Genomic DNA, 25,244 nt, shown 5'->3' on the forward strand with positions numbered 1-25,244 from the left:
CCGGGGCGGTGGGCTAGAAGCGGCCGCCCACGGTGATGTTGCCGTTGAAGAGGCTGCCCTTCGCGTCGTCGCTGGTGCCGGGGACGGTGACCAGCTCCTCGCCGCCCACGAGGCGGTAGGTGCCACGCACGCCGGCGAAGAGGTTGCCCAGGCGGTAGTCGATGCCCGCGGTCATGGGGAACTCCGTCTGCCAGTCGTTGCTGTAGACGGGCTCCGAGCCGCTGGAGGAGTCCAGGTAGCTCAGGCCCAGGCCGATGCCGACGAACGGGTGCAGGTTGTTTTCGAGCACGGGGCCCACCTTGCCCAGGATGGTCCCGTTGTTGCGCCAGATGTGGTTGCCGCCGCTCACGCGGGCATCATCAATGGGGACGCTCTGGCCTTCGTAGCCGACCTCCACGCCGACGAGGGGCGCGGGCTGGGCCACGGCGGTGATGCCGAACAGCGGGCCTATCCCCGTTTCATCACCCAGGTCGCCGGTGAAGCCGCCCAGGCCCACGCGCACGTCCAGGCCGGCTTCGACCTCCTGTTCGTTGAAGCCAATCTTGCGCCCCACCTGGGTCGCGTCCACCGCGAAGGCCGGGCCCGCGATGCACACGCCGACCACCACCACTCCCGCCATCTTCGAAAGCTGTCTCATGTCCAGGCTCCTCCCGTTTTGTGAACTGCGGGACCTGGAATGGAAGCTGCGACTCCGGGGGCGGACGTCGCATCTGCCCTGGAGGTGGAGGCAGGGAGCCGAGGGCCCTAACGGCGGCCGAAGAGCTTCTTCAAGCCGGACAGCAGCCCGCCGGGGCGGGACCCGGGTTCGGTGAGGAAGGGCGAGCGGGCGATGAGGGCCTCGCGGGCGGCGTCGTCCAGGTCCTCCGTCGCGAGCGTCACGGGCTGACGCTTGCCCCCGGGCAGGGTGGCGCCGAAGGCCAGGGTGCCGTCGGGGGACAGCTCCAGGTGCACCTCCACCTCGCCGGGGCGCTCCACGGTGAGGTGGAGGGCGCCGAGCCATTCGTTCTCCGCGGAGGCCTGCGCGGTGCCCTGGAAGAACGCGAGCACCAGCGGGCCGGGCGCGGCCACGGGCAGCACCAGCGTCTTGGAGGTGGGCAGGCGGGTGTTGCGCTCCAGCACGCGGCGGAAGGCGCCGGAGTGTTCAGCGACGCCGATGGGGGAGGTGAGGACCTCGGAGACGCTGGCGGCGGGCTTGCCGACCTCCGCGAGCAGCAGCGCGTGGCCGAGCATCGCGGCGCCGCGCACCCCGGCGGTGCACGCGTCCACGTCCTCGCGCACGGGCACGCCCAGGCTCTCCTCCAGCCGGCGGCGCACGAGCGGGGCCCGGCCCTGTCCGCCCACGAGCACCACGGCGTCCAGCCCCTGCGGGGACAGGGCGTTGGATTCGAGCACGTCGCGGGTGACGGCGACGACGCGCTGGGCGAGGTCGGCGGTGAGGGCCTCCACGCGCTCGCGGTCGAGCGTGGGGCCGGGGCCGGAGGGCAGGACGACGTCCACGGAGTCCCGGGTGGAGAGGGCCTCCTTGGTGGACCCGGCGATGGCGCGCAGGGGGAGCCAGTCGAGCGGGTGTTCGGGGCGGGGCTGGCCCTGTCCGGGGAGGTCGCTGACGAGCGCCTCGGCGATGCGGGCGTCGAAGTCCATGCCGCCCAGGGTGGGGTCGCCGCCGGTGGTGACGACCTCCAGGTCGTCGCCCGTCACCTGCACCACGCAGACCTCCAGGCCGCCGCCGCCCAGGTCCACGACGAGGACGCGCTTGCGGGCCAGGCCCCGGCCATGCGCGTACGCGAGCGCCGCGGCGGCGCTGTTGGTGAGGACGCGGCGCACGTCCAGGCCGGCCTCGAGCGCGGCGTCGCGAAGGGTGGCGCGCTGGCGTTCGGTGAAGTGCGAGGGGGCGCAGAGGACGGCGCGCGTCACCTTGCGGCCGAGGAACGCGGTGGCCGCTTGATGCAGCTCGCGCAGGAGCAGCGTGGTGAACTGGGCAGGGCCCACGACGCGACCGCCCAGCTCCACGCCCGCGTCGCCGCGAAGGTCGGTGGCGAGGGGGAAGGGGAGCTGGGGCCCGAGCCAGCGAAGCTGCGGGGAGCGTGCGCGCAGCCCGAGCAGGCGCTTGAGGCCGAGCGCGGCGCGGCGGGGCTCGCGGGCGGCTTCGGCCAGGGCGGCGGCGCCGACGTGCAGCTCACCGGCGCTGTCCATCGCGATGACGGAGGGCAGGCCCGCTTCGTGGGGGCCGGGCAGGGGGATGAGGGTGGCGACGCCGTCGATGAAGACCGCGACGCGAGCGTGGGAGGTGCCCACGTCGATGCCGAGCACGACCTCCGCCGCCGCGGGCGTGGTGGTGGGCACGGTGGGCAGGTCGAGGCGGGTGCGGCGGCGACCGCGCGCGCCGGTGTCCGCGACGGTGGGGGCACGGGCGGCTGTGTCGGCGGCGGGCGTGGGCGGGCTGTCAGGACCAGAGGCCTGGGCGGTAGCGGGCGTGGACGGGCTGTCAGGACCGGAGACTTGGGCGGTGGCGGGCGTGGACGGGCTGTCAGGACCGGGGGCCTGGGCTGTGGCGGATGGCGCGGCGTCGGGTGGGGCCACCTCGTCCGGTGCGCGGGGAGCCGTGGGACGGCGTTCGTGGGGTCCGGGATGAGAGGCGGCTTCGTCCGTGGAACTGGCCGCCGTGGAACTTGTCGGGGACGCGAGCGGGGCGCTGATGGCGCCGGTGAGGGCCGAGGGTGACGCCACGATGGGCGGGACCTCAAGCGCGGCGTCTTGCGTCGGGGAGGGCAACGGACCTGGCTCCGCGTGAGCACCGGATGGTGTCGCGGAGGAGGGCTGCGCTGGGGTGCTGGGGGACGCGGAGGGAGGCTGCGCTGCCTGGCTTCCCGCCGCCTCTGTCGAGGCCGTAGCCGATGCGGCCGTCGTCAGGGACGACGGTGCCTCTGCTGCGTGAGGTGTTGCGTTGGCGGTAGGCGTGACAGGCGAAGGCGCCGTTTCAACGCCGGGGGAGGCCTCCGCGCGAGTTGCGGTAGCCGGTGGAGCCGAATCGGCGGCGATGACCGCCGAGCGCAACAGGTCCGGGGTAGCCGCCTGCTGCGGGGCTGGGCCTGGCTGCTCGTCCAGGCGAACCGGGACACCTGTGGTTGTTGAGGTCTCCGCGAGCGGGGTTTCGTCCGAGAGGGCCGGTCGAGACGCGGATGTCGTCTCAGGAAGAACCGCTGCCTTGGATGGGTCGCCGTGGAACGCGGATGCGGTGGTGTTCGGAGGAGCTGTTGCACCTGTCGGGCCCTCGCGCGTCTCGGAGGCCGTCTCCGGGAGGGCCGCTGCGCCTGCCGGGTCTTCGTGGGATGCGGATGCAGTCTTCGCAGGGGCCGCTGCGCCTGTCGGGTCTTCGCGGGTCTCGGATGCTGTCTCCGAAAGGGTCGCTGCGTCTGACGGGCCCTCGTGCGTCGCGGATGCAGTTCGGGCGAGGAGCGCTGCGTCCGGCTGATCAGTGCGGGTGATGGATTCAGTTTCGGCAAGGATCGCCGTTGTTGACGGGTCTGTGTCGACTGCGGAATCCGCTCGGGCGGGGAGCGCTGCGTCCGGCTGAGCCGTGCGAGTGATGGCTGCCGCTTCGACGAGGGGCGCCGTTGCTGACGCGTCCGTGTCGGTTGCGGAAGCAGCCTTCGTGGATGACGTTTCTGTCGGGCCCGGGACGAGGGCTGAAGGAGTCGCGGCCGAAGACGTTGCTTCCGTGATGCTCGCTGGGGCGGCCTCCACTGCACTGGTGGCCGGAGCTACTTCAAACGAGAGCGGTGCTACGGAAGCAGATGCGCCTTCATGTGAGGCCACGACTTCCGGTTCGGACTCCGAAGACAGTGCTGTTGCTTCGGCATCCGCGACACGGTCGGCATCAAGCTTCGCGAATCCGGTCGCGAGCGGATCCTCGCTCTCTGTCCCGGTCGTGGAGGAGGAGAGCGTGGTCCCCTCCGCGCTCGTGGATTCGATGTCGTCCGCAACAGCCGCGTCGAAGGTCCGCGAGTCCTGCTCAACGGCACCCGGAGCAGACGTGGACTCGGAGTCCACCGTGAAGACGGTCGGCTCTTCCTCGGCCCAGTCCTCGTCGACAGGCGTCGCTGTCTCGAACACGTCAGCATCGGGATTCGCCAGCGACGTGTGTGAAGCCTCTTCGTTGCGCGGAGATTCCGGGCGCACGACATCGGGAGGGGGCGCTGATGCAGGGACGTGCGGGGACACGCCTTGCGTCGCTGCTCCCTCAACCTCCGGTGCTGCGTGCATCGCTGCGGATTCGGACGAAGGAGCTTCCGCGACGAGCCCATCCACCTGGGAGGCCGGTGCACGGACGGATGCTGCTTCCAAGGAAAGCGCTTCCGAGGAGGGGTCCGCTTCGTGGAGCGGAATCCCTTTGGAGAGCGATGCCTCGCCCGGGTGGAGCGTCCCCATCGCTGGTGCCCCAGCTTGAGAAGGCGCTTCCTCCGAATGGAACTCCACCGCGTCTGACGCTTCGACGAAAGGAGGTGCCTCCTCCGGAGGAAGCTCCTCAGTGCCTGGCTGCGGCGCTCCTGGTGCGAGTTCCCCTGTATGCTCCATCGCAGGGGTTGACGGCCCTTCCTCCTCGCGAAACGCGTCAGCTTGATCTGGCTCCAGGGGGAACCCGGATGAGAGCCCTCGCACATCCGCTGTTTCCGGAGGCGACTCAAGCGATGCCGATGCCTCGATGAGCGAGGTCCATGCATCCTGGGCCCCCGTGGCACCCTCGGACGTCTCGACGGACGCGGTGGCCGGCGTGGACGTGTGTACGGCTTCATCCGGCCATGCGGTGCTGGCCTCGTCCGCCGGGGACTCGGAGGGGGCCTCGGTCGCGGCTTCCCACTCCGACAGGGGCTCCTCGGCGCGTGCCTCGAACGGTGTCGCGACGGGAGGAACCGGGGCATCCGCGGTCGCCGTGTTCCCGACCACCGCATCCGCCGCGTTCACGTCCTCGCTTCCCGCTGTCCCCGGAGCAGATACCTCCAGCCGTGGAGCGGAGGCGTCTTCCGGAGCAGGCTGTTCCGCCGGTTCGCTCGTGGCGACGGCCTGCTCCAGCGCGGCGGAGAACGGATCCACCTCCTCCGGCAATGCGCTCGCTTCGTGCTGGAGGGACGTGGGGTCGATGCCCCACGCCAGCAGTCGCTCGGTCTCCAGTGGGTGCGGCGTCGCATCCTGCTCACGGGAGCGGAGCGGCTCCGGAGTCGTCAGGGTGGCCGCAGGCGTGGACTCCGGCTCGGGCGTTTCCGCCCTGCCGTCGAACCCGGCGGCGCTGTCCGTCGCGGCGGCGCGCTCCACCGGCGTGGACCCCTCGTCGGCCTCCATGTGGAGGTCGACATCGAAGTCGAGCGGTTGCTCGGCGTCGTCCGCGGACGCCACCGGAGGCGCCTCCGGCCGAACTGGCTCCTCCCCCGCGCTGGAAGTCTCCGCGAACGCTGGCGTGTCCTGTGCTGACGCCTCCGCCGCGTCGGCAACGCTCCGCATGTCGGGTGCATCAGCGCCACCCACGTCGGCACGTTCCGCGTCGCCCTCCCGGGCGCCCGCCGGGACATGGGCTTCCCCGAGGACCCCGTTCGGATCGAACGCCTCCACCGACGCAGGGGTGAACCCCGCCAGCGCGGTCGCATCGAGCCCAGCGGCAGGCTCGGGTGTTTCCGCGCCCGGCGCCGGCTCCGTGAAGGCAGGTGCCTGGGGGGCCTCCACACGGCCTTCCGGAAACTCCGGCTCCGTGAAGATCGCGAAGGCCTTCGCTCCGTCCTCGACCGTGTCCTCGGGTTCCGACTCGAAGGGGTCCGGATCCGTGCGGCGGAGGGACTCGCGCCCGGCCTCGGACGGGGACCCGCCTTCTCCCTTCAGCCTGGCTTCATCCGATGGAAGCCGGATGGCGGGGAAGGTCCCGGACGATGCGGGAGGCATCTTCCAGTCCTTCGCTTCGGGCTTCTCCGCGGACGCCGAGCGGATGGTGAACATCTCCCGCGTCGACCGCTGCGGCATCCCCGGGACGGACTTGTTCCCCCGCGCATCCCGCGAGGGACCCACGTCCGGAATCGTCGCGAGGGCCGGCTCCCCCTCCTCGTGCTCGGGGAAGAGCGACACCGGCTCATCCGGTCCGGCCAGCACCGGGGGCGGGGCCGCATGCGCCACGTCCTCGGCGGGCACGGACCTGCTCGCCGCCCGCCGCTCGCCACCCGGAGTCGCTCCCGTCTCCGGCGGCGCAGCCTCCGGAGGGGGCGGAACAGGCGCCTCCTGCCGCGCGGGAGTCGAGGGCGTGCTCGGCGGCACCGCCACCGCCCCCAGCCGCATCGTGGGCCGCGAGGGCGCCACGGCCGGGGTCCTCCGCACGAGCCCAGGCGGGAGCGGCGCCGGGGTCGCCCTGGGCGCGGGAGCCGAAGCCGTCCCCGGCTCCGTGTCCTCGCGCTGCTCCGACTCCGTGCCGGTGCGCCGCGCGACGATGCGGTCGATGAGCGCCTTGCTCGCGGCGTCCAGCCGGGTGAAGCGCACCGTCATGCCGGCCCGCGCGCTGCCCACGTCCGGTTGCGCCTTGAGCACCACGCCTTCACCGCGCAGCAGCCGGGTGCCGTCCGCGAGGACGAACTCGAACGCCAGGCCCGTGCCTTCGGGCTTGAGCGCCCGGGTGGCCACGAAGACTCCACCGCGCCCCACGTTCGAGCCATACCGCTCGATGAACTCCTCCTCCGCCGTGTACGGCAGGCGGATGCGCAGGGGCAGGAGCTTGGGGGCCGACCCGGTCATCGCAAGGGGATCCGCACGTCCCCGCCAGCGCCCTTCACCACGAGCGCCAGCCCATCGTCTTGCACGGCTTCCGGAGGCAGCTCGAACAGCAGCACCACCTCCGTGCGTTGCTCCGGGGCCCAGGTGGCGGGCAGGGGCTTCGTGCCGGCCACCGCCTGCGCGTCACGCGCCAGCGGGTACGTCTGCCCCTTCGCATCCGTCAGCCACGCGCCCGCCAGCGACAGGGACGCGGGCGCCTTCCCCACGTTCTGGGTGACCAGCTCCACGCGCAGGAACAGGTCCTCCGTGGTGAGCCCCAGCCCCGTCTTGCCGGAGCTGCCCTTCACCGTGTGCGAGGACTCCAGCCCGGTGAGCTTCATCGCCACCGTGTCCACGTGCACGGTGTCGTTGGGCGCGGGCAGCCGCAGCTTGCTCGGAGCGGTCTCACCCATGCCCGCGGCCAGGCCCGCCAGCCGCGCCTCCTGCTCCGGCTCCGCCTCCGGACGGGCGGAGGGCGCGCCGCCCTTCCTCACCCGGTCCGCCTCCGCGCGCAGCTTCCGCAGCGTGTTCCCGGAGGCCTCCTGCCCGGACTCGGGCGTGGAGGCGTCCTGCGTGCAGCCCCCCAGCAGGAGGGCCGCCGTCAGGAACATCCGGGGCCAGGTCGGAGCGCGGGGACTCACGCCGGGCTCGCGCCCTTCACCAGCTCGTAGAGCTTCTCCAGCGCCGCGGGCAGGTTGGCCGCGTCCGGACCGCCGGCCTGCGCCATGTCCGCCTTGCCGCCGCCCTTGCCGCCCACTTCCTTGGCCATCTCGCGCACCAGGTTGCCCGCGCTCATGCCCTTGGCGACCATGTCCTTGGTGAGGGCCACCAGGATGATGGCCCGGCCGTCCTTCTCACCGCCAATGGCAATCACCCCGGACCCGATGCGGTCGCGCAGCTGATCCGCCATGCCGCGGAACACCTTGTCGTCCGCCGGGTCCACGCGCGTCGCCAGCACCTTCATGCCGTTGACGTCGCGCGCCTGGTCCAGGAGGTCCTTGTTGGAGGCCGTCTGGGCCTTCACCGCGACCTCCTCCACCTTGCGCTCCAGCTCCTTCACGCGCTTCTGGGTCGCCTCCACGCGCAGGGCGACCTCCTTGGGCGACGTGCGCAAGAGCGCCGCGACCTTCTTGAGCTCGTGCTCCTGCTCGCGCACGAACTGGAGCGCGCCCACGCCCGTGACGGCCACGATGCGCCGCACGCCGGACGCGACGCCGCTCTCGCTGGTCACCTTGAACAGGCCGATGTCACCGCTGCGCTTCACGTGCGTGCCGCCGCACAGCTCCGTGGACTCCGGGTGCACGGTGACGACGCGCACGGTGTCGCCGTACTTCTCACCGAACATGGCCACCGCGCCGGACTTCTTCGCGTCGTCCAGCGTCATGATGCGCGTCTGGGCGCCCGCGTTGTCGCGCACCCACGTGTTGACCAGGTCCTCCACCTGCTCCAGCTGGTCCTGCGTCGCGGGGGAGAAGTGGGAGAAGTCGAAGCGCAGGAAGTCCGGCGCGACGACGGAGCCCGCCTGCTTCACGTGCTCGCCCAGCACGAGCTTGAGCGCCTTGTGGAGCAGGTGCGTGGCGGAGTGGTTCGCGCGGATGGACTTGCGGCGCTCCACGTCCACGGACGTCTGCACCATGTCGCCGACCTTCAGCGTGCCCTCCGTCACCTCCGCGGTGTGGACGATGAGCCCCTGCACCGGGCGCTGCGCGTCCTTCACCTGCAACACGGTCTTGCCGCCGTGGGCGACGATGCGGCCGGAGTCACCCAACTGGCCGCCGGACTCGCCGTAGAAGGGCGTGCGGTCCAACACGATGTCCACCGTGGCGCCCTGGGAGACCTGGGGCACCTCCACGCCGTCCTGCACGAGCGCGAGCACGCTGCCTTCGCCCTCGTGGCCTTCGCCCTCGTAGCCGAGGAACGTGGTGGGGCCCGTGCGGCCGACGACGTCCTGGAAGATGTCCCCGACGGACTTGCTCTTCGTGTCGAACTTCTGCCGGGAGGCTTCGTCCTCCTGGAGCTTCTGGAAGCCCTCCAGGTCCACGTCGAAGCCGCGCTCGCGCGCGATGATCTGCGTCAGGTCCCACGGGAAGCCGTAGGTGCCGTGCAGCAGGTAGACGACGTCGCCGGGGAGGACCTTCTGGCCGGAGGCCTGGAGCTTCGCCAGCTCGTCGTCCATCAGCTTCAGGCCGCGGTCGAGCGTGCGGCGGAAGCCCTCCTCCTCGTGCTTGGCGACCTCCAGCAGGAAGGTGCGGCTCTCGCGCAGCTCCGGGAACGCGTCGCCCATGAGCTCGATGACGCGGTCCACGACCTTGTAGAAGAACAGGTCCTTGAGGCCCAGCTGCGTGGCGCCGTGGCGGATGGCGCGGCGCATGATGCGGCGCAGGACGTAGCCGCGCTCCACGTTGGAGGGCTGGACGCCGTCGGCCACGAGGAACGCGGTGGCGCGCGCGTGGTCGGCGACGACGCGCTGGGATGCGCCGGTCTCCTGGGAGTAGGGCTTGCCGCACAGGGCGCTGACGGTGGAGAGGATGCCCTGGAACAGGTCGGTGTCGTAGTTGGAGCGCTTGCCCTGCACGACGGCGGCGATGCGCTCCAGGCCCGCGCCCGTGTCGATGGACGGCTTGGGCAGCGGGATGAGGGGCGCGTCCTTCTCCTTGCGCTCGAACTGCATGAACACGAGGTTCCAGATTTCGAGCCACCGGTCGCAATCACACGCGACGCCCTGGCACGGACGGCCCGCGGCCTCCTCGACGCACGGGATGTCGTTGCCCTGGTGGTAGTGGATTTCCGAGCAGGGACCGCACGGGCCGGTGTCGCCCATGGCCCAGAAGTTGTCCTTGTAGCCGAGCTTCAGGATGCGCTCGCGCGCGACGCCCTGCTGCTCCCAGAGGGCGAAGGCCTCTTCGTCCCAGGGGACGCCGCCCTCGCCGTTGAACACGGTGACGGCCAGCCGGTCCACGTCCAGGCCGAGCCTCTTCGTGACGAACTCCCAGGCGAACGCGATGGCGTCCGACTTGAAGTAGTCGCCGAAGGAGAAGTTGCCGAGCATCTCGAAGAACGTGTGGTGCCGGGCGGTGTAGCCCACGTTGTCGAGGTCGTTGTGCTTGCCGCCCGCGCGCACGCACTTCTGCGACGACGTGGCGCGGCGGTAGTCGCGCTGCTCACGGCCGGTGAAGACGTCCTTGAACTGGACCATGCCGGCGTTGGTGAACAGCAGGGTCTGGTCGCCGACGGGTACCAGCGAGGACGAGGCCACGCGACGGTGGGAGCGCTCCTCGAAGAACTGGAGGAACGCCTCGCGGATCTGGGCGGCGGTGAGGGCGGAAGGCATGGTGTGGGTATATGCCACAAGAGGGCCGGGCGCAGCAGTTCCTGGACGGGTCATCCCCCCTGGGACGGTGCCTGGAAGCGGGGCTGACGGCAGGGGGGCAGGGGGACGGGCGGGGGGGTGGTGGGCGCCCTGGGGCCCCGGGCGGTTGGGGCTCCAGGTTTCCACCGGTGCGTGGAGGCATGTTCCTCAGGACCCTTCGGAGAGGGCGTGCACGGCGGGGGGACCCTGGATGCCCCTGGCGTCCCCGGATGAACGCCTCCTCGGGGGGAGGTGGATCTTGTCTGGTCATTCGCAAGTCCTGCAGGGCTGGTGACTGGAGATTTCCGTCGACAAGCAATCCCCTGTGCTCAGGACGAAGGCTTTCTGGAAGGGCCGGATTCGTGGCGGTCACGACGCCTCTGGAAGTAGATTCTCCCATGACCTGGGCAGCGCATCTGCTCGCGGTAGGAACTCCACCGTCCATCATGAGTGCCCACCCAGAGCCCCCACCCGCACGCCAAAGCCCTGCCTCTCCGTCGCGTGCTGTCCGCGGCTGTGGGGCAGTCGTTGCCGTGGGGGTGCTTGGGCTGCTGTGGCAGCCCTTGGCGTGCACGCGAAGCCCTGGAACGGGAGCCGGAGTCGCGCGCCATGAAGGCTCTTGGGGGCCCTCATCCAGGTACATTCTTCCGCTGTGTTACAGCCCTTGTGAGCACATCCAGGACGATGGCGGCGTTCTGAGCTGTCAATGCCCGCAGGGAGGTGACGCTGGCGCTCCCGAAGCGCGTCTTCTTCTACGTAGCGAGGCCCTCGGCCTGACCTGCGGGACGGGCGCAGGAGAGGCGCTGGCCGGCCGTGGGGGCGCTTCGGAAACCGTGTTCCGCCCGTATGCCTGCGTGACCTTCACGGATGATGTCCTCAGGCGCTTGAGGGGCGGATGAGCATGACTCCGGCGGGGATGAAGGTGGTTCTTCGGACGGTGGGGATTTCAAACCTCGTTGGAGGCGCCTTCACGGTGCTTCTGGGGGCGATTGGATATGTCTGGGCGTCGGAGCCCGCGACGGGTTCCGGTCCCCGAGGTGTGGGGCTCATGCAGGTTTCTGCCGTGTCGCTCGCGGTGGGCCTCGTGGGCGTCATTGTCCTGGGCTGTAGCGTTGCGTTCATGTTGGGGTATCGAAAGGCATGGCTACCACTCGGGCTCTTTGACGGAGCCTGGTTGTTCGGCGGTTTGTGGCTCGCCTGGCACGGGGGCGCTGGATGGTTCCTGACCGTGCCTGTCGCCGCGTGGCTCGTCTGGCAGTGCTGGGCACTGCGGGAATAGCTACCGGTCCTCCCGGGGCATGCGTCCGCGGCCCGCGAACTGGCGTCGGAGGTGCTAATCCCCCATGGGTACGCGCTTCCGAGGGTTTCCATGGCCTCTCTGATTCTTCCTCTGCTGGGTGGAGCCCTCATCGGCTTGAGTGCTTCGCTGCTCCTGTGGCTCAACGGACGCATCGCCGGTGTCAGTGGCATCGCCGGAGGGGTGTTCGGGGCCGCGCGCGGGGACCGGGGCTGGCGTCTGGCCTTCCTGGCGGGGCTCCTGGGCGGAGGGCTGCTCCTGCGCTTCGCGTGGCCTGGAACGTTGGGGGCACCTCCCGTGTCCAGCCCCTGGTGGCTGGTGGTCGCGGGCCTGCTGGTGGGGGTGGGGACCCGGCTGGGCAATGGCTGCACCAGCGGGCATGGCGTGTGCGGCATCTCCCGGGGCTCGCGCCGGTCGGTGGTGGCCACGCTCACGTTCATGGCCACGGCCATCCTGACGGTCTTCGTGGTGCGCCACGTGCTGGGAGGTGCGACGTGAAGGCCCTCCTGGTCGCGGGGCTTTGCGGCGTCCTCTTCGCGCTCGGCCTGGGGCTGGGTGGGATGACCCAGCCCGAGAAGGTGCTGGCCTTCCTGGACGTCGCGGGCCAGTGGGATCCCTCCCTGGCGATGGTCATGATGGGCGCGGTGGGGACGCACGCCGTCCTGCTGCGGCTCATCCGCCGTCGGCCTGCTCCGGTGCTGGCCTCCCGGTTCCCGGCGCCTGCCCAGACGCGGGTGGACATGGCGCTCGTCGCGGGCGCGGCGCTGTTCGGCGTGGGGTGGGGGCTCGTGGGCTACTGCCCGGGCCCTGCATTCACGTCGCTGGCCACGGGTGGACGGGACGTGTTGCTGTTCGTTGGCTCCATGCTGGCGGGGATGGTGTTGTTCAGCGTCTGGCCGCGAGCCAGGGCGTGAATTGGCGTCTTGCCGTCGTCCTGTTCGTGGCCCTGCTTGTCGCAATGGCAGCCCTGGTGAATGCGTCCCGGCCATACTGGCTTTGGGTGTCGCGGAGTGACCTGGGCATTCCACGTGGGTTCTACTCGTGCGGTGTTTCCGAAGAGCCCGGGCGCCGCGTCCGCCATTGCTCCATTGGAGGGGATGGCGCCATCCTGCTCGAAGAGAAATTCGCGGATGGGGCCATTCAACGAACCTGGTTCGCTGCGGGTCGGATTGAGTGCAGCCGCGAGGTGATTGAGTCCACCGGGAGGCGACGGGTGCTGATGGAGGACGATTGTCTTCGAATCAGTGAGTCCGAGGTTCCCTGAGCGGCGCAATGCCGGGCACCGCGGCGATCACGTCCCCGTCGGCGGGATGTGCTTCTTCAGGTCCCGCGCGGGAATGCCGGCCACCACGGCCCCGGGGGGCACGTCCTCCATGACGAGCGCGTTGGCGCCAATCTTCGCGCCGTCGCCCACCGTCACCGGGCCCAGCACCTGGGCTCCCACGCCGATGTAGACGTCGCGCCCCACGCGGGGCACTCCCGCGATGCCGGGGGCGCCTTCCAGGCTCACGTTCTGGGAGATGAAGCTGTTCTCTCCAATCTCCACGCCCGGCGCGATGATGACGCCGATGCCGCCGTACCCCAGCTCCACGCTGGGGTGCAGCGCGGCCCGCGTGTCCACATGGCTGTTGTGCAGGCGGTTGCCCACCGCCGAGACCACGCCCGCCAGCCTGGGGACCTTCAGCGCCTGGAGCCGCTTCGCGGCCCAGTAGAAGCTCAGCGCCGTCGGACCCATCTGCCCACCATCCTTTTCGCCACCGGTGCCCAGCGGAACTTGGACCGCTGCAGGGCCTGCCCCACCAGTGTATCCCGGTAGATGAACAGCCAGTGGTGTTGCCGCACTTCTCGCGTCCACTCGCGCTTGTACGGGGCGTCGTCCCCCAGCAGGTCCAGTTCCTTGAGCCCCTTGCCGATGAAGTCCTGGAGCAGGCTCTCCGTCAGGAGGTGGCCCGGGCTCACCTCACCCAGGCTCTCGTCGTATCCGGGCTTCATCGCCAGGTAGCGGTCCCCGTACTCCAGCCCGTACTGGAAGGCGATGGGCCTTGAATCCAGCCGCAGGAAGTACAAGCCCAGCCAGCCCCGGTCCGCCGCCATCCGGGCCAGCGAGGTGTAGAACCCCCGCCGGTGCTCGGCCTGCGCGATGGCCGTGCCCTGCTGTGCCTTCCAGCCGCTCTGCTCCAGCGCGAACGCCTCCTCCAGTCTTGCCTCCAGCCCCTCGGACCCGGACACGCGCTCCACCTCCACGCGGCCCTTCTCCTCCAGCCTCCGGCGCCTCCTGCGCAGCGGCTTCGCGTTGCTCCGCCCCTTGGTCCAGGCCTCCACCGTGGAGGGCAGCGGCAGGTACGGCGAGCGCGCGCTGGGCCAGGCACCCCAGGGCATCCCCGCGCCCCGGGCCGCGTGCATCAGCGCCCACGCCGCGCCGTCCTCCGGCACGTCCGACAGCCGGAGCACGTCCCAGTCTGGATCCCCCATCAGGTGCGACAGGAAGGCCGCGGAGGCCTGCTTCGGCTCCTCCGCCAGCAGGTCGAAGCGGCAGGAGTGCTTGTTCGTCAGCGACAACAACTGCCGCACCGGCACCCCGTACTGGTGGCCCTCCTGCTCCTGGAGCCCCAGCACCGCCACCAGCCCCCCCAGGGCGTTCCTCGCCGTGAGGATGCGCAGCGTCGCTCCGGACGCGAAGTGCTCCAGCCAGCAGCGCACGAACTCGTGCCGGTAGAAGACCTGGTCGTCCACGCGCGTCACCAGCGCGTTCCACTCCGCCTCCAGCGCGTTGAAGCCGGCCAGGTCCCGGACCTCGGCCACCCGCAGGGGCTCCGCGCGCCGTCCGGGGCGGCGCGCCGCCTGCCGCCATACGCGAGGGGCGTTGTCGCAGGGCCTCGTGGGGACGCGCCTCCCGAGCATCGCGTCCGTGATGGGACTCTCCTCCATGAATGTGTCTCCTCGGGTCTCTGGCTCGGGAGGGCTCAGGACAGGGGCTCGCCCGCGTCATCCACGGGCGCTCCAGGCTTCGGGACATCCGGCCCCTGCGGTTTCGCGGGCCCGTCACGCAGCAACACGGGCCCTTCGCCCTTCGTCAGCGCGTTCGTCTCCGTGGAGACCTGCCGCACCGGCACCGTGCCGCGCGGCTCCGCTGACTGCTCGAACACGACCTGCGCGGGCGTCGGCCGCGCCCCCTCCGCCACCCTGACGGGCTGGGACACGGACACCTCCGCCAGCACCGGACCGCGCTGCTTCGGCTGCTGCTTCTTGAGGCCGCGGAAGAGCCAGCCGCCCTTCTGGCGTTCGTACAGCTTGCGCGTCTCCACCGCCGCCCGCGCGTGCGACACGCGGCCCTTCTCCAGGTCCTCCAGCAGCATCTCGCTCAGCCTTCGGCGCGTCACGCTGTCCAGGTAGTCGAACACCTTCTCCAACTTGCGCACCACCACCTGCGTCGCGCCACCCGCCGCCGTGTGCGTCAGCGCCGAAAGCTTCAGCGCGTGTCGTGCCCGCGCGCGCTCCGCCAGCTTGCGCAGCCGGTCCGCTTCGTCCGGTGAGCCCGCCTTCTCCACCAGCGCCGGCAGCACCGTGCGCGCCAGGCCCGCGTCCACGAAGCCCGAGTCGTCGAACGTCTCCAGCGACTCCAACGCCCGCCGCCGCGCCTCCACCGACGTGCCCTCCAGCGCCTTGAGCGCGGACGTCACCCGGTCCAGCGCCATCCAGCGGTACACCCAGTCCAGGCCCGTGCCCTTGATGTTCTGCGCGCCCATGATGCTCACCTGGAGGCCCGGCGCCACCGCGCGGGCACAGGCGTCCACCACCTGGTCGCCCGTCGCCTGCGCGTCCGACACCGGCACCAACTGCTCCAGGAACAGGCCCCGGTAGGCTTCGCGGAACTTCGCGTGGAACGCCTTCACGCGCCCTGCCGCGTCCCCGGTCGTGCCCCGGGGCAGCGCCTGCTTCAGCCGCGCGTGCACCGCCATGCGCGCCAGCAGGTACAGCGCGTGCTCGCGCACCTCGTCCTTCGTCGCCGGGGTCAACACCTCCGGCAGGGCCTGCGGCTGCACGCGCGACACCGGGGACAGCGCTTCATCGATGAGCGGCCCCACCTCGCGCTCCAACGCCCGGCGCACCTTCTCCACGCCCACGTCGTCGTCCGCGCCGCTGAGCGCCTGCTCCACCGCGGCGGTCAGCCCCACGGTGGGCGTCACCTGGAGGTTCGCGCCCGCCGCGTACCGCTCCAGCCGGTCCAGGAACGTCCGGGCCGTGGGACGCGGCACCTTCAGCCGCGCCAGCTCCTTGGCGAGGCGGGCCTCCGCGCGGTCCACTCCGTCCCCGGTGGACAGCTCCTCCGCGGCCACCACCTCCGTGCTCCGCAGGTGGCGGTCCACCGCGTCGCGCACGTACTTCTGGAGGCCCTCCAGGTTCGTGCCGATGAGGACGTGCCGGTCCGCGGGCGCGTCCTCCACCATGATGCGCGCGAACACCTCCGAGCGGGACACGCGGTCCCAGCGGTTGTTGATGACCGTGATGACGGCGCGCTCCGGGTTCGCCTCCGGGTCCACGTCCCCCAGGCCCGTGCGGGTCCAGTTGTTCATGAAGCCCGTGCGCTCGTTGGCCGAGTGCCCGTTGATGAACGTGAGCAGGCGTCCGCGCACCCGCGTCTGCGGGAAGACCTTCAGCACGCCGATCTCCGGCTGCACGTGCTCCGCCATCAGCGCCAGCGCGTACGACCGCGACACGCCCAGCTGTTCGGCCAGCGTCGCCACCAGCGCCATGTTGCGCGGGTGTTCGCGGTAGGGGAACAGCGCGAGCAGCTCCTCCGGAATCAGCTCCGCCTCCCACCACGCGCTGTGCAGCAGCGTCGTGTCCTTCTCCTTCGCCTGCTGCTTGAACAGCGGCAGGAAGTGGTCCTCCGTCGTCACCACCTTGCCGCCCCTGGGCATGAAGTTGGTGATGACCGACGCCACGTCCATGCCGGCCGGCCCCTGGATGTCCTCATGGTCCGGGTAGGCGTTGGTCAGCGTGGCGAAGTCGTCCTTCATCCAGTCGTTCTGGAGCAGCTCCACGAAGTTGGGCTGCAGCGCCATGCACTCCCAGAGGAACACCTCCGTGCCCAGGCGCGCGCCCAGCTCCACCATGTCCTTCTGCTCCCAGATGGTGGCCTTGTCGTAGGGGCGGAAGATGAAGAACTCGGACGGCCCGGCGCCCGGGGCGCTGTGCACGAACATCGCCTCCGAGCCCGTCGTCTTCGCGAAGACCTCGAAGCCCATGCCGGAGAAGAGCGCCGCCTTCAGCCGCTCCGTGCCGGACTTGCCGCGCGTGCCCCAGCCGCCGATGCACAGCGGGATCCGGGCCCGCGCCTTGCGCACGTTCTGGCGCTTCACGTACGTGTCGCCCAGGAACACGGAGAAGAGCGCCGCCGTGAACAGCCCGAGCGCGGCGATGCCGTTGCCGCCCATGCCCAGGAAGTAGCCTTCGTTCTCCAGGATTCGCTCGGTGAGCAGCGCCAGGAACCCGCTCTGCAAGCCCAGCATCGCGGGCGTGTGCAGCGTGGTGGGCTTCGTCACCGTCTCCGCGGTGTCCTGGAACAGCGTCGCCAGCGGGGCGGGGACGCGCTGCCCCTGGCCGTACGGCGTGAAGCGCACCTGGACGCCCAGGTCCTTCTCCACCTGCTCCACGAAGCGGCGGCGCTCGCGCGGCTCCTCGCCGCCCAGCGAGTCCAGGCGCAGCGTGGCGAGCCTCCGGTAGTCCTTCGTCACCTTGAGGCGGTTGGCCAGCCGTCGCAGCCGGGAGGCGGGCGGCACCAGCACCGTCTCGCCGTGGCTGCTGAACAGGTGCACCTTGCCGTCCTTCGACAGCGGCAGGTCCAGCAGGTCGTCCACCGTGGGCAGGTGCCGGCCCCAGCTTCCCTGGCTCGCCACGTGGACGCGCTCGCCGGGGACCAGCGTCTCCGTGACTTCATCCAGGTGGCCCGGGTGCGCGCGCAGCGTTCCCGACAGCTTGCGCCCCGTGGTGTGCAGGAAGGCCTGGCGCTTGTTCGGCGCGGGGCGTCCCAGCTCGTGCCACACGCGCCACAGGCGGCGCTGGTGCCGGTCCCCGTGCCACAGCGTCAGCGTCGTGTTGGAGCGCTCCGCGTACAGCCCGTACCCGTCCTGCGACAGGTCCGCGAGGATGGCGCCCAGCCACTCGGGGCCTTCCGGCATGGCCGGCAGGCCCTCCGGGGGCGGCTCCAGCGTCACGCGCGTGCGGCCGCCCGGCTTGAGCTTGCTGACGCGGCCCGCGAGGTGCGCCGTCCACGCCTGGCGCACCGGATCCTTCACCCGCCGCAGCACCTGCGCCGCCGCGGCGGCGGCCTCCACCACCGGCCCGGTGGCTCCGGGCTGCGTCGCCAGCGACTCCACCGCGTCCAGCAGCGCGGCGTGCGCGGGGCCCAGTCCGGCGGCGCCCAGCGCTTCGGCCAGCGCGGCGGCCCGCTCACAGGCCACGCGCAGCACGAGCGGCGCGGTGTCCTGTCCCAGCACGTCCACGAGGACGCGCAGGGCCGGGCCCCTCACCTTCGGCGTCGACATCGCGGCTTCCACCGAGGCCAGCACGGCGGCGGTGCGCACGCGCGGGCTCACCTCCGACAGCGTCCGCTCCGCCGCGTCCTTCGCGATGGCCGGCACCGGCTCCAGGCCCGCGAGCCTGCGCAGCAGCGGCTGCCCCTCCGGCTTCACGGCGATGAGCGCGCACAGGCCCATGCGCACGTACTCGCTCGGGTCGTGGTGCGCGACCTCGGTGAGCAGCGGCATCCGGTGCTCTTCGGAGAGCAGCGGCGCGCACTGCTCCAGCACCTGCCGGCGGAAGAGGAAGTCCTTCTCCGCCGGGGCCTTCGCGCGCAGCCGCTGGCGCAAGAGGGCCAGGCCCGCCAGCGCATCCACCCGCAGCAGCGCGCGCAGGGCCTCCGCCTGGAAGAAGGGGCTCACGTCCTCCTGGCCCGCGAGGCTCGTCAGCGTGGGGCCCACTTCAGGCAGCGTGGACGCGACGCCCGGCACCACCTGCACCAGTTGCCGGAAGGCCTCCAGCGCCGCGAAGCGGTTCTGCGCGCGGGGCGCGTCCACCGCGCGGTCCAGCAGCTGCCGGGCGAGCGGAATGGCGGAGGGCTGGAGCTCCTGCCCCGTCGTCATGGAGAGGATGCCCGTCAGGGCCCGCAGCGCCGTCTCTTCTTCAACGAGCAGCGTGTGGCGGCGCTTCTCCTGGCGCTCCCGCAGGGCATCGAAGCCCATCCACCGGTCCAGGGCGCGCAGGTCCTCGCGGCGGTCCTTGCGGTCCTTCACCGTGGCCTTGAGGTGGTTGACCAGCACGTCGCGTCGCGCGGCGTCATCCACCGCCTCGTTGTGCTGGCGGGTGAACTGGACCTGCTCCTCGTGCACGGCCGCCAGCTCCGTCTCCAGGACCTCCAGGGCCACGCCCAGCCACGGGGCCAGGCCGTCCGCTCCGGCGGGGCGGGGACAGGTTTCCACCAGCCGCCGGGCCAGCGCTTCGACCGCCGCGTGACGCACGCGGCGGTGCAGCGGGGGCAGGGCTTCCAGCAGCAGGGTTTCGAGCTGTTCGGTCGACAGGTGCATGTCGCGGCCAGAGCTATTCATTGCTTGAGAAACCTGCCCGGCCCCCCCGGGCGCCCGTTCGGATCAGGACAGCTCACGGCTGCAAACGTCGTTCATCCAGCAGCTCCTCGAACTCCTCCTCGGTCGGCGTGACGTCCTGCAACCCACGTCCGCCGGTCCAATCCCACCGCGCTCCCAGTGAAAAGACGTTCTGGAAGCCGTACGGGCCGGAGAGGAACGCGCGGTCCTCGGCGTAGAGCATCAGCCGGTTGCCGCCGCGCCCCATCCACACGTTCCAGTCCACGCGCCCCGACACGCGGTGGCGCAGGTAGGCCGTGGAGCGGTGGTCGTCCTGGAAGCGCTGGGACGCGCCGTAGCCCAGCTCCGCGCGCGTGCCCCGGAGCTTGCCGCCCAAAAGCCCCGCCCAGCTCGCGTAGGCGCCCGCGTTGTCCAGCGTGTAGAGGTTGGCGTTGCTCGTGGCGGACGTGCCCACCGTGGCCACGTGGTCCTGGAAGGGCTGCCAGCGCAGGGCCAGCCGGGGCGCCAGCCGCTGGGGGTGGTCCTTGCCGTAGCGCCAGTAGACGCTCTGGTCGTAGCGGGTCGCGTCCACCGCGCTGGTGCCCTGCATGGACTCCACCGTCAGCCCCAGGCCGGGGATGACGCCCACGTCCGGGGACAGCCGCACGTAGCGGTCCGCCGACACGCGGCCCCGGGCGCTCCAGCGCGTCCCGCCGTCGAGCGACTGGGTGAACACCGAGCCCTGCATCGACAGGCGCAGGTCCCACGGCAGCCGCGTCAGGTACGCCGCCGCGCTGCCGCCCAGCACGGCGCTCCGGCCCAGCGGGTAGCGGGCCTCCGGCGTGACGCGCAGCCACGCGCGGCCCGGGGACAGCTCGCGGCGCAGCGACAGCCGCACCTCCATGCCCGTCTGCAACGGGCGGTTGAGCAGCTCGCCTTCCTCCACGTCCTCGCTGCGGAAGCCCAGCTCCGCGGACAGCATGCCCGGGCCACGGCCGGGGGCCTCGGGCGCCATGCCGTCCGGCAGCAGCGCCAGGCCCGGCGGCAGCGCGGGCCAGGGCAGGGGCTCCAGGCCCGTGGTGCCCTGGGCCCACGTCGTGGCCGCGAGCGCGCTCGGATCCGCGACGACGCCCAGCTGCACCTGCACCAGCGCTTCACCTTCGGGAGACTCCAGGCTCACCCGGTGCGGCCCGCGCGAGGGCAGCAGCAGCCACGTCTCACCCGCGCGGCCCAGCGGCTGCGACGCGCCCTTGAGGCCGGGGTCCGCGTCCCCGGGCAGGCCCAGGTGCATCAGCGGCCCTTCCTCCGCGCCGGAGCCGCCCGCGCCGTCCCCGGAGGGCAGGGGCGTGCTGCGCAGGAGCAGCTCGCGGCCCGCCGTGGGCGCCAGCGCGTGGGCCCGCACGCGCAGGGCGGTGGGGCCCAGCACCGTCATCACCACGGGCGCGCCCGGACGGCTGCGCAAGAGCGACAGGGGCTGCGGCGCGACCATCACGCGGGCGTTGGCGGCGCCTTCGTCGGACTCCACGAAGCGCACCAGGCCGGTCTGCTGCGTGTCCGCCCGCGCCAGCACCACCTCCACCTGGTGACGGCCGGGGACGTCCAGGCGCGTGCCCAGCACGGCCGTCTCGCCCTCGGCCACCTTCAATTCCTTCACCACCCGGCCGTCCACGCGCAGCGCGAACGCGCAGGTGCCGGCCACGTCCACGCCGGGCCGCGGCGTCGTGCCGCACAGCACCTCCGCGCCCAGGGGCCGGGGCTGCTTCACCACCAGGCTCATCACGCGGGACGCGCCCGAGGGCAGCAGCTTCGCCTCGGACAGCTTCCACGGCGGCGCGAGCAGCGCCTTGCGCACCGCCTGGGCCACGTCCTCGTCCTCCACGCCGCCCTCCGACGTGGCCTCCAGCGAGCCCGCCGTCTCCTCCGCGTCGCGCAGCCGCTCCCAGCGCGTCCAGCGGCCCGCCGTGAAGCGCATGCGCCGCACGTCCGGGTGGTCCGCCCACGCCTGGAGCTGGCCCGCGAGCGCCGCGCCCAGCGGCGCGCCGCCGTCCCTCCACGCCTCGGGCGAGTCCTGCAGCCGCTCCAGCATTCCGAGCGCCTCCAGGCCCACCTGCGGCAGGTCCGTCTCGCGGTACAGCGCCGCCATCGCCAGCGCGCCCGCCGCGTCCTCGCCGGAGGCCGACAGCAGCCGGGCGCGCAGGTAGCGGCCCGCCACGCTCTTGTCGCCCGACACCGCCGCGAGCGCCTCCGCCGCGCGGCCCTCGCGCGCCTGGGCGCTGGAGGCCGCGAGCTTCGCGTCGCCCGTGTCCGGCAGCACCGCGAAGGCTGGCGACACCAGCGTGGGCTTCGCGATGGCCTGCGTGAAGCGCACCGTGCGCGGCGCCGCCTGCGACAGGCGGTCCATCAGCGCCAGCAGCCGCTTCTGCTGCTCCGGCGTCAGCGTCGCCTGCGCGTCCAGCAGGCGGCCCACGTCCGCGCCGGCGAAGCCGTCCTCCTGGAGGGACGCGAGCAGCTCCGCGCGGGCCAGGCGCGGCTCCGCTTCCCCGGGCGTGGCGCGCAGCGTGCGCGAGAGCGCCTGGAGCGCTTCGTACGACGTGCCGGCCTGGGGCTGTGGCGTGGCGGGAAGCTCCGCGGGCGCGGGCACCTGGGCGCGGCGCACCGCCAGCGAGACGACGAGCGAGGCCTTCACGTCCTCGGGCTCGAACCAGACTTCACGGGCCTGCGGTGGCAGCGTCACCACCAGGGAGACCGGCGCGGAGGACGTGCCCCGCGCGCCTTCCAGCGCCAGGTGCCGGCCGCTCGCGGCGGCAGGCCGCAGCACCAGCCGGCGCGACGGGCCCACGTCCGTGGACATGCGCACCACGAGCGGCTTGCCCGCGGGCGCCCCCAGCGGCCGGAGTTGCACGCGCACGGGCGAGGGCAGCTTCGCGTCCGGCACGCGGAAGCGCACCGCCTTCGTGCCCACCTTCACCGGCCACTGCGTGCGCACGTAGCCGACCTCCGCGGGCGTGCCCTGGGCCTTCACGGGCGCGAGCGACAGGAAGGCCCGCGTGCCCGCGGCCCCCTCCAGCCGGAGCGCGTGCTCACCGGGCGGCAGCGCGATCTCCACGGGCTCCAGCGACGACAGCGGCAGCAGCGGGAAGGCGCTGTCGCCCACGCGCAGCACCGGGTGGGTCCGCGTGCCCGGCGGCGTCATCACATAGGCGCGCAGCAGGGTGGGGGCCTCGGCGGGGCCGGTGGCCTGGACGTGGGTGGTGCCTCCGGCGGCGAGCGGCCACAGCGCGCTGTCCGCCATCGTGGCGTCGGCTTCCACGCCCTGGAGGTCCAGCCACCGCGAGGCCTTCACCTCGGCGCCCGTCGGGGCCGCGTCCATGGCCGAGGGCGACACCTGCGACCAGCGGCTCTCCCGCCACCACGCGGCGCGGTAGCGGCGGCGGATGTCCTCCGACAGCGGCTCCGCGCGCCAGGCCAGCTCCAGCGCGGCCAGCTCGCGGCTGCGCAGTGGGTTGCCCAGCGGTAGGCGGGACACCAGCTCCGAGGCCTCGGCGGTCAGGAAGCCCGCCTCCGGCAGCGCGGGCGCGGTGCCCAGCAGCGTGTGCGCGGCGTCCGTCCGGCCCTGGTCCAGGAGCTGCTTCGCGGTGAGCAGGCGCAGGTGCCACGCGAGCGGTGACGCGTCCGCGCCCTTCAGCGCCTCCACCGCCGCGTCCGTGTCGCGGTCCCCGATGGCGGCCAGCGCGCGCAGGAGCGGCGACAGGCCCTCGGTCTTCGTCTTCCCGTACGTGCCGCGCGCCAGCTCCGGCATCAGCGCCACCAGCCGCTGACGCAGCAGCGACGGACGGGGCGCCGTGTCCGTCTTCACCTGCTCCCACGCCTTCTCCGCCAGCTCCGTCCACTGCGTCTGGCGCGACAGCGCCTCGGCCAGCGTGGGCCGCCGCGTGGCGACGCGCGCCCGGAGCATCAGCGGCCCGCCCTTCCAGCTCACGCGGTAGTTGTGCTTGCCCGGAGACAGCACCACGCGCAGCTCCTCCGCGATGCCCACGCGCTCGCCCGACGCGAGCTTGCGCGCCGAGCGCCCGTCCGGGAGCGCCGCGCCTTCAGGGGCCTGCGCCCACGCGGGCTGCGGGGTGAGCTGGGCCTGCGCGAGCGTGGCGCCCACGCCGTACACCTCCAGCTTCGCCGCCTCCACGGTCGCGTCGTCGCCCAGCACGGAGCGCGCCTCCAGCGACAGTACGCCCGGGCCCTCCAGCTCCAGCGCCCAGACGTTGCCCTTCACCTCCGGCCGGTACCAGGGCGCGTCCATGCCCTCCAGCACGACCTCCGTGCCGGCGGGGCGGGGGCGCTCCACGCGCATCGCCTGGCCCCACAGGGGAGACACCAGCGCCCACTCGCGCAGCACCTCCGCCTTGCGCCACGCTCGCACCGCGTCCCGCAGCGGCGAAGCGGGGGGCTCGTCGCGGACGAGCTCCGCCTCCAGCGCCGCGACCACGTCCAGCCGCGCGCGCGTGCCCGCGTCGAACGCGAGCGCCGGGCGCGGCCCCTGGCCGTCCACCCACTGGAGGAGCGCCTCGCGCATCCGCTCCTCGGTTTTCACCGTGGAGGTGGGCCTGGGGCGCTCCACCGTGACGCGCGCGTTCTTCGTCGCCGTCACCCACCAGATGCTGCCGGCCCCCATGGGCTCCGCCAGGTACCAGCGGCCCGGACGCTCCGACACGCCCTCCTCGTCCACGCGCGCTTCGGGCGCGTCCTTGTCCTCCACCAGCGGCACGCGGGAGAAGCGCAGCGCCCCGGCCGGGCCGGTGACGCGCACCACGTCGAGCGGGCCCAGCCACAGCGCCGCGCCCTGCCGCGGGGTGACCTCCACGGCGCCCGTCACCTGGGGCACGCCGTCCGGCACGTAGGGCGCGCGGCCGCGCACGTCCTCCAGGGCCACGGGGCCCCGGACGGCGCTCGGCTGCCAGGACATGCCCTCCTCGCGGCGGGCGATGGCGGACGGCTGCGAAACAGTCGGCTGCGCGATGACGGGCAGCGCCGCGAGCGCTCCCACGAGCAGGGTGAAACGGGCGCGGCGTCGAACGGGAAACATCGGCGCTCAGTCCTCCAAGGGTGCGAACAGAATCTGTCCCAGGCGCTCCAACCGCGCCGGGCGGGTCAGCGCTTTGCGCGCGCGGGATGACATTTCGAGATGCAGGAAGCGGGCTTGCGGATACGCCTGGAGCAACCGGGCCTGGGCGTTCTGGGTCCCGCCCAGCACCCGCACCCCTTCCGGGAACAACTTCACGCTGCCCCCCAGCGCCTCATCCAGGGAAGCGGAGACCTGGCGTGCCCACGCACCGGGCGTCCGCGAGCCATCGCTCACCACCGCCGTCAGCGACCCGTCGCGGCCCTTCTGGACCTTCGATTCGCCGAAGCCGTGGAGCTGCACCACGCGCAAGGCAGGGAGGCTGCGCGCGGCCAGGTCCGTCACGGTCTGGAAGAGGTGATCCGGGTTGTGGGCCACATCCGCGGGGTGCTCAGGGTCCTCGGGCGTCTCGCCGGGCGTGCCGTGGTAGCGGTGCGCGGTGGCGGTCATGAACAGGCGCGGCGCGCGGCCCTCCGGCGGGCAGGAGAAGAGGCCCGCGCCGATGTCCTCCGTGCCGATGTCGAAGTAGGGGTGGGGCACCTGCACCACGTCCCCGGTGGCCTCGCCCGTGCGCACCACGTACGCGCCCGCGCCGTGGTGGCGGTCCGACCGCTCGCGCAGGACCCAGAAGGTGTCGCGCGGCGTCGTCCACGTCTCCAGGAAGAAGCCCACTGCGGCGGCCACGTTCGTCAGCTCCGGCGGCACGTCCTTCTGCTTCGGCGCCGCCGCGAGCAGCGCGGGGATGAGCTTCGCGAAGGCTGCGCGCTCCTCCAGCGTCGTCGGGTGGAACGTCACGGCGGCCACGCGGGGCCACAGCCCGGAGAAGCGCGCATCCACGCGGCACCCGTCCTGCGCGTCGGCCTCCACGGTGGGATCCTCCTGGGGGATGCGCTCCCGCGCGGGCTTCCTGGGCGCCTTCGCGCTCACGGTGGCCCGGGGCGCATCGGTCTTCTGGGACTTCTGCGCCAGGGCCTCCGCCTCCGCTGCCGGCTTCGTCGCGCTCACGGTGGCCCGGGGCGCCGCGGAGGACGGGGCCTGCTGGCCGTGGGCACCGGGCGCGAAGCCCAGCGCGGACACGACCCCCGCGGCCACGAACGGGCGCCACGACCCGGTCCT

General features: G+C 72.3%; 11 protein-coding genes and 1 pseudogene. 2 read left to right on the forward strand and 10 right to left on the reverse strand.

Features of this window, described 5'->3' with window-relative positions; translation table 11 throughout:
* Positions 1-13 precede the first annotated feature (13 nt).
* The 5 genes and pseudogenes from OV207_RS29375 to alaS form a co-directional block, all read right to left on the reverse strand.
* The gene (locus tag OV207_RS29375; protein ID WP_193349273.1) at positions 14-637 is read right to left on the reverse strand and encodes a hypothetical protein; all 624 of its coding nucleotides are present in this window, start codon (positions 635-637) and stop codon (positions 14-16) included.
* A gap of 107 nt (positions 638-744) precedes the next feature.
* Positions 745-2,343, reverse strand: a complete 1,599-nt coding sequence (locus OV207_RS29380; protein WP_267558729.1) for an Hsp70 family protein — start codon at positions 2,341-2,343, stop codon at positions 745-747.
* Between the two features lie 4,128 nt (positions 2,344-6,471).
* Positions 6,472-6,765, reverse strand: a pseudogene (locus OV207_RS29385) (TIGR02266 family protein); the annotation flags it as partial.
* Positions 6,762-7,424, reverse strand: a complete 663-nt coding sequence (locus tag OV207_RS29390; protein WP_267558389.1) for a hypothetical protein — start codon at positions 7,422-7,424, stop codon at positions 6,762-6,764. The pseudogene OV207_RS29385 and the gene OV207_RS29390, both read right to left, overlap by 4 nt.
* The gene (gene alaS, locus OV207_RS29395) at positions 7,421-10,114 is read right to left on the reverse strand and encodes an alanine--tRNA ligase (protein ID WP_267558390.1); all 2,694 of its coding nucleotides are present in this window, start codon (positions 10,112-10,114) and stop codon (positions 7,421-7,423) included. Before alaS ends, OV207_RS29390 begins: the two co-directional genes overlap by 4 nt.
* A 1,387-nt stretch (positions 10,115-11,501) precedes the next feature.
* On the opposite strand from alaS, the gene OV207_RS29400 reads away from it, so the two are divergent.
* Entirely contained in the window at positions 11,502-11,927 is a 426-nt protein-coding gene (locus OV207_RS29400) for a YeeE/YedE family protein (protein WP_267558391.1), read from the forward strand.
* Positions 11,924-12,343 (forward strand): DUF6691 family protein, encoded by a 420-nt coding sequence (locus OV207_RS29405; protein ID WP_267558392.1) that lies wholly within the window; start codon positions 11,924-11,926, stop codon positions 12,341-12,343. The genes OV207_RS29400 and OV207_RS29405 overlap by 4 nt, the downstream gene beginning before the upstream one ends.
* Before the next feature lie 377 nt (positions 12,344-12,720).
* On the opposite strand, the gene OV207_RS29410 is transcribed toward OV207_RS29405, so the two are convergent.
* From OV207_RS29410 to OV207_RS29430, 5 genes are read right to left on the reverse strand one after another with little or no spacing between them, the layout of a single operon-like run.
* On the reverse strand, positions 12,721-13,164 hold the full coding sequence (locus tag OV207_RS29410) for a serine O-acetyltransferase (protein WP_193349281.1): 444 nt from the start codon (positions 13,162-13,164) through the stop codon (positions 12,721-12,723).
* The gene (locus OV207_RS29415) at positions 13,146-14,357 is read right to left on the reverse strand and encodes a GNAT family N-acetyltransferase (protein WP_267558393.1); all 1,212 of its coding nucleotides are present in this window, start codon (positions 14,355-14,357) and stop codon (positions 13,146-13,148) included. Before OV207_RS29415 ends, OV207_RS29410 begins: the two co-directional genes overlap by 19 nt.
* A 35-nt stretch (positions 14,358-14,392) precedes the next feature.
* The gene (locus tag OV207_RS29420; protein WP_267558395.1) at positions 14,393-19,036 is read right to left on the reverse strand and encodes a hypothetical protein; all 4,644 of its coding nucleotides are present in this window, start codon (positions 19,034-19,036) and stop codon (positions 14,393-14,395) included.
* Between the two features lie 52 nt (positions 19,037-19,088).
* On the reverse strand, positions 19,089-24,092 hold the full coding sequence (locus OV207_RS29425) for a hypothetical protein (RefSeq protein WP_267558396.1): 5,004 nt from the start codon (positions 24,090-24,092) through the stop codon (positions 19,089-19,091).
* A gap of 6 nt (positions 24,093-24,098) precedes the next feature.
* A complete protein-coding gene (locus OV207_RS29430; RefSeq protein WP_267558397.1) occupies positions 24,099-25,220 on the reverse strand; it encodes a hypothetical protein in 1,122 nt (373 codons plus the stop codon).
* Positions 25,221-25,244 lie beyond the last annotated feature (24 nt).

Origin of the sequence: Corallococcus sp. BB11-1 (genome assembly GCF_026626625.1) — a bacterium.
Taxonomy (GTDB): domain Bacteria; phylum Myxococcota; class Myxococcia; order Myxococcales; family Myxococcaceae; genus Corallococcus; species Corallococcus soli.